Source organism: Methanobrevibacter sp., assembly GCF_045636185.1.
Lineage (GTDB): Archaea > Methanobacteriota > Methanobacteria > Methanobacteriales > Methanobacteriaceae > Methanocatella.
Window position 1 is genome coordinate 1 of sequence record NZ_JAZTXC010000037.1, and the last position, 5,369, is coordinate 5,369.

The 5,369-nt window shown below is 33.1% G+C and carries 5 protein-coding genes; all 5 read left to right on the forward strand.

Annotated elements, in window-relative coordinates; all coding sequences use genetic code 11:
* The coding region (locus ACKI3Q_RS02410) for a lectin like domain-containing protein (protein WP_407413913.1) at window positions 1-1,408 on the forward strand (1,408 nt) is incomplete at its 5' end.
* Window positions 1,409-1,844: 436 nt separating this feature from the next.
* On the forward strand, window positions 1,845-2,270 hold the full coding sequence (locus tag ACKI3Q_RS02415) for a 30S ribosomal protein S12 (RefSeq protein ID WP_004033029.1): 426 nt from the start codon (window positions 1,845-1,847) through the stop codon (window positions 2,268-2,270).
* A gap of 14 nt (window positions 2,271-2,284) precedes the next feature.
* On the forward strand, window positions 2,285-2,845 hold the full coding sequence (locus ACKI3Q_RS02420) for a 30S ribosomal protein S7 (protein ID WP_296798108.1): 561 nt from the start codon (window positions 2,285-2,287) through the stop codon (window positions 2,843-2,845).
* 25 nt (window positions 2,846-2,870) lie between these two features.
* Window positions 2,871-5,069: an elongation factor EF-2 gene (locus ACKI3Q_RS02425; RefSeq protein WP_407413915.1), complete on the forward strand. Its 2,199-nt coding sequence runs from the start codon at window positions 2,871-2,873 to the stop codon at window positions 5,067-5,069.
* Window positions 5,070-5,228: 159 nt separating this feature from the next.
* Window positions 5,229-5,369 (forward strand): GTP-binding protein (locus ACKI3Q_RS02430; RefSeq protein ID WP_407413917.1); only part of this gene is annotated, 141 nt, incomplete at its 3' end.

Sequence of the window (5,369 nt, forward strand, 5' to 3'; positions counted from 1 at the left end):
TGTCATGAATGATATCTTATTCGATAAAAACATTGCAGAAGATGATGGCGGCGCAATATATTTATTATTAAGCAATATTACCGATAAAGGAAATATTGTTTTTAAAGATAATATTTCATCAAGATTAAATGGTTTATACTCAACAAAATATATTAATTTTTATGTTAATTCATCTAATTATACAATGGTAGTTGCAGATACTTCAAATTATAATGGGACATTACCTTCTAGATTTAGTTTAATTGATAATGGATGGGTCACTCCTGTTAAAAAACAAATTGGGGGTACATGTTGGGATTATGCTAATGTAGGAGCTATTGAATCTGCATTACTTAAGGCAACAGGTGTTGTTTATGATTTATCTGAAAATAACCTCAAAAACGTGATGGGCATATTTTCAGATTCTGGTGATAAAAGATATACTCCGGATGGCGGATGGTATACTTCCGATACTCATGAATATTTAGCAAGTTGGTCTACTCTTGTTCCTGAGGATTTAGATCCTGCTATGAAAGGCAGTTCCTTTTCTCCAAACTTTAATAATGAATTGATTCATATTCAAAATGTGGCATTTGCTCCAAAGGGATATGCTACTGATAATGATGCTATTAAAGAAGCACTTATGAAATATGGTGGAGTATTGTCCTCAATGCATTATGAGAGTAAATATTTTAATGGTACTAGTTATTATTGTAATGATGACAGTTCAAATTGTAATCATGCAGTTGTTATTGTTGGTTGGGACGATAGCTATTCTAAAAATAAATTCAAGGGTAATTGTCCTGGTGATGGTGCATGGATAGTTAGAAATGCTGAAGGTCCTAAGTACAAAGATAATGGTTATTTCTATATTTCTTACTATGATTCAAAAATTGCTTATAATTGTGTGTATTTTATTTTCAATGATACAGTTAGATTTGACAGAAATTATCAACATGATTATATTATGGATTCTTGGAAAACAGTCGCTAAAAAATCTGCTTATTATAAAAATGTTTATACGAGTGTGGCTGATGAAGAATTACTTGCATTTTCAACTTTCTTTAATGGAGCAAGTGATTGGGAAGTGAGTATTTATGTTGGAGATGAATTAAAACATTTTCAAACTGGAAAATCAATGTCTAAAGGTTATTTCACATTTAATTTCGATAATGCTGTTAATGTGTCTAAAGGTGATGAATTCACTATTCTTATAAAAGTTTCAAACGGCGGTTCCTATAATTATATTCCAATCAATGATAAAAATAATATGATTACTACTACTGGAGGCGAGGGTATTTCATATTTTAGTTTTGATGGTGAAACTTGGAGAGATCTTGATAATAGTCATCAAGTTGCATGTTTGAAAGTATTTTCACGCAATATTGAAGTTAATTCCAACATGACTGTTGCAACCACAACAACTTAATTAAATAGGCAATAAACCGTGCATGAAAAAAAAGAAATTATGTGTTTAGTTTAAATAAAAATATTTTGTGGTGGATTTAAAAAGCTTTTAAATCAACCATCACTTTCTCTTTTTCATGATTAACTATGTAAAGAAAAAATTTTTTTTATATTTCATTGAATTTTTCATGCTAAAAACCATACCTTTATAAAGGTTAAAATAGATATTTTATTGTAAGATATCTATACTTATTACAAACATGACTATGTGTGCTTTTTGTCTATGTTTAAATTTATCTCAAGATATCTTTATTTTAGATAAATCGTGTTATTTATCTATTAATTATTATTTACTAATTTATATCTTATGAATTTAGATTGTACTGCTTGTAAGTAGTATAAATCGCAGCGGTGGATTCATAGATATGTTTTTTGACAAAATGTTTAGAGGAAAAAATATGCCAGGACTTTTTGCTGCAAAAAAACTTAAAAAGAATAGACAAAATTTTAAGTGGAAAGATGTAGATTACAAAAGGAAAGCTTTAAGATTAGATGTTAAAGCAGACCCTCTTGAAGGAGCTCCTCAAGCTAGAGGAATTGTAATCGAAAAAGTAGGGATAGAAGCAAAACAACCTAACTCTGCTATTCGTAAATGTGTACGTGTTCAATTAATTAAAAACGGTAAACAATTAACTGCTTTCGCACCAGGTGACGGAGCTATTGGTTTTATCGATGAGCACGATGAAGTTATGATTGAAGGAATTGGAGGACCTTCCGGAAGATCCATGGGTGATATTCCTGGAGTTCGTTGGAAAGTGTCCAAAGTTAACAATGTAGCTTTATCTGAAATGGTAAGTGGAAAAATAGAAAAACCTGTAAGATAAGGAAGGTAATTTTTATGAGTAAATTATTTGATAAATGGGATCTCGATGAAGTAAAAGTTGAGGACTTAGGTTTAATTAAATACATTTGTTTAGATGAAACTCTTGTACCTCACACTTCAGGTAGACATGTAAAAAGACAATTCGCAAAATCTAAAGTATCCATTGTTGAAAGATTAATGAATAAAGTTATGAGAACCCACCTCAACTCTGGTAAAAAAAATAAAGCTTACAACATTGTAAAAGAAGCATTAGAAATTATTCACAGAAGAACTAAAAAGAACCCTGTTCAAGTTTTAGTCACCGCAGTTGAAAACACTGCACCTCGTGAAGAAACTACCCGTATTAAATACGGTGGTATTGGATACCAAGTAGCTGTGGATATTTCCCCACAAAGAAGAGTTGACCTCTCACTCGGATTTTTAACTAGAGGTACTTTACAATCATCATTCAAAAACAAAAGATCTGTTGCTGAATGTTTAGCTGATGAATTAATTCTTGCTTCTGAAGAAGATTCAAGAAGTTTCGCTTTACAAAAAGCTGAAGAGAAAGAAAGAGTTGCTAAAGCAGCACACTAATCATATTAATATTTAGGTGGTTACTTTGAGTAGAAGAGACAAAATGATTGCAAAAATCAAAGAATTAATGTACGAACCAGACCAAATCAGAAACATCGGTATCTGTGCTCACATCGATCACGGTAAAACTACTTTATCCGATAACCTCTTAGCAGGTGCAGGTATGATTTCTGAAGAACTTGCTGGTGACCAAAGATTTTTGGATTTTGATGAGCAAGAACAAGCACGTGGTATTACTATCGATGCAGCTAACGTATCCATGGTACACGATTACAAAGAAAAAGAATACTTAATCAACTTAATCGATACTCCAGGACACGTTGACTTCGGTGGAGACGTAACTCGTGCTATGAGAGCTGTTGACGGTGCAGTAGTTGTTGTTTGTGCTGTAGAAGGTATCATGCCTCAAACTGAAACTGTATTCAGACAAGCTTTGAAAGAAAATGTAAAACCTGTTTTATTCATTAACAAAGTTGACAGATTAATCAACGAGTTAAAATTAGAACCTGAAGAATTACAAAACAGATTCATTAAAATCTTCATGGAAGCTAATAAATTAATTAAAAACATGGCTCCTGAAGACAAAAAAGATGAATGGGCTTTAGATTTCACTAACGGTAGTGTAGCTTTCGGTTCAGCATACCACAATTGGGCTATTAATGTTCCAACCATGCAAGAAACTGGTGTTAACTTTAAAGACATCATTGATTATTGTAATGCTGAAAATGAAAAAGAATTAGCTCAAAAAGTACCTTTATCCGATGTATTATTAGGTATGGTAGTAGAACACTTGCCTTCCCCTAAAGAAGCTCAAGTTTACAGAGTACCTAACATATGGGATGGAGACCCTGAATCTCCTGCTGGAAAATGTATGATTGAAACTTCACCAGAAGGACCTTTAGCAGTAATGGTTACCAACGTATCTGTAGATAAACATGCAGGTGAAATTGCAACCGGTAGGGTTTATGGTGGAGCTATTGAAAAAGGTACGGAAGTTTATCTTGTTGGTTCTCACGGTAAATCCAGAGTACAGCAAGTTGGTGTATACTTCGGTCCTGAAAGAGTTAACACTGATAAAGTTCCTGCAGGTAACATTGTATATGTTGCTGGTGCAAAAGGGGCTATTGCAGGGGAAACTCTCTGTTCACCTGAAGACAAAATTAAAGAGTTTGAAGGTTTAGAACACATTTCAGAACCTGTAGTTACTGTAGCTGTTGAAGCTAAAAATACCAAAGACTTACCTAAACTTATTGAAGTATTAAGACAAGTAGGTAAAGAAGATCCTACTGTTAAAATTGATATTAATGAAGAAACTGGTGAACACTTAGTATCCGGTATGGGTGAGCTTCACTTAGAAGTTATCGGTTACAGAATCGGAGAAAAAGGTGTAGATATCCAAACTTCAGAACCTATTGTTGTATACAGAGAAACTGTAAGACAACTTTCACCACAAGTTGAAGGTAAATCCCCAAACAAACACAACAGATTCTACATAACTGTTGAACCTATTGAACCAACCCTTTATGATGCTATTCAAGATGGTAAAATTAAAGAAGGCAGAGTTAAAGGTAAAGAAGTAGCTAATGACTTTATGGAATTTGGTTTAGATAAAGAAGAAGCCAGAAGAGTTTGGGCTGTTCACAACAGAAGTATTTTCCTTAACATGACTCGTGGTATTCAATACTTGGATGAAGTTAAAGAATTATTACTCGAAGGATTCGAATCAACTCTTGAAGGCGGTCCATTAGGTGAAGAAATCTGTATGGGATTAAAATTCAAACTCCACGATGCAAAACTTCACGAAGATGCAGTTCACAGAGGACCTGCACAAGTATTGCCTGCTATCAGAAACGCAATTTTAGGTTCCATGACTCTCGCAGAACCTTCATTACTAGAACCTATGCAAAAAGTAGTTATTGACACTCCAAATGATTACATGGGCGCATGTACTCGTGAGATTCAAAACAGAAGAGGTCAAATTGTTGACATGGGTCAAGAAGGAGACATGGCAAGAATCGAATCCAAAGTGCCTGTAGCAGAAATGTTCGGTTTTGCTGGTGATATCAGATCTGCAGCAGAAGGTAGATGTTTATGGTCTACTGAAATTGCAGGATTTGAACCACTCCCACGTGAGATGCAAGCTCAAATTGTCAGAGAAATCAGACAAAGAAAAGGTTTATCTCCAGAACCGTTCCCTACAAGTCACTACTTAGGAGACGTATAAACTTAAAAATTAAAATTTAATTTTTTAATTTTTTTATATTTTTATTAAAAATTCATGAAAAAAACATTATCTATTTATATGTTAAAATATAAATTAATTTTAAGCTAACATTTAAGCTTATATATTTGTTAATATGTATATTTAAAATGAGGTATTATTATGGCAAAAGAAAAAGAACATCTTAACTTAGCATTTATTGGACACGTTGACCACGGAAAATCCACTTTAGTTGGACACTTATTATTAAAAGCTGGTGCAATCGCTGAACAACAATTAGATGACGGAGAAAACAAATTCAGA

Bases quoted from the DNA above. Each gene is read 5' to 3' on its own strand.
- ACKI3Q_RS02415 (WP_004033029.1), top strand. From the start codon at position 1,845: ATGCCAGGACTTTTTGCTGCAAAAAAACTTAAAAAGAATAGACAAAAT.
- ACKI3Q_RS02420 (WP_296798108.1), top strand. From the start codon at position 2,285: ATGAGTAAATTATTTGATAAATGGGATCTCGATGAAGTAAAAGTTGAG.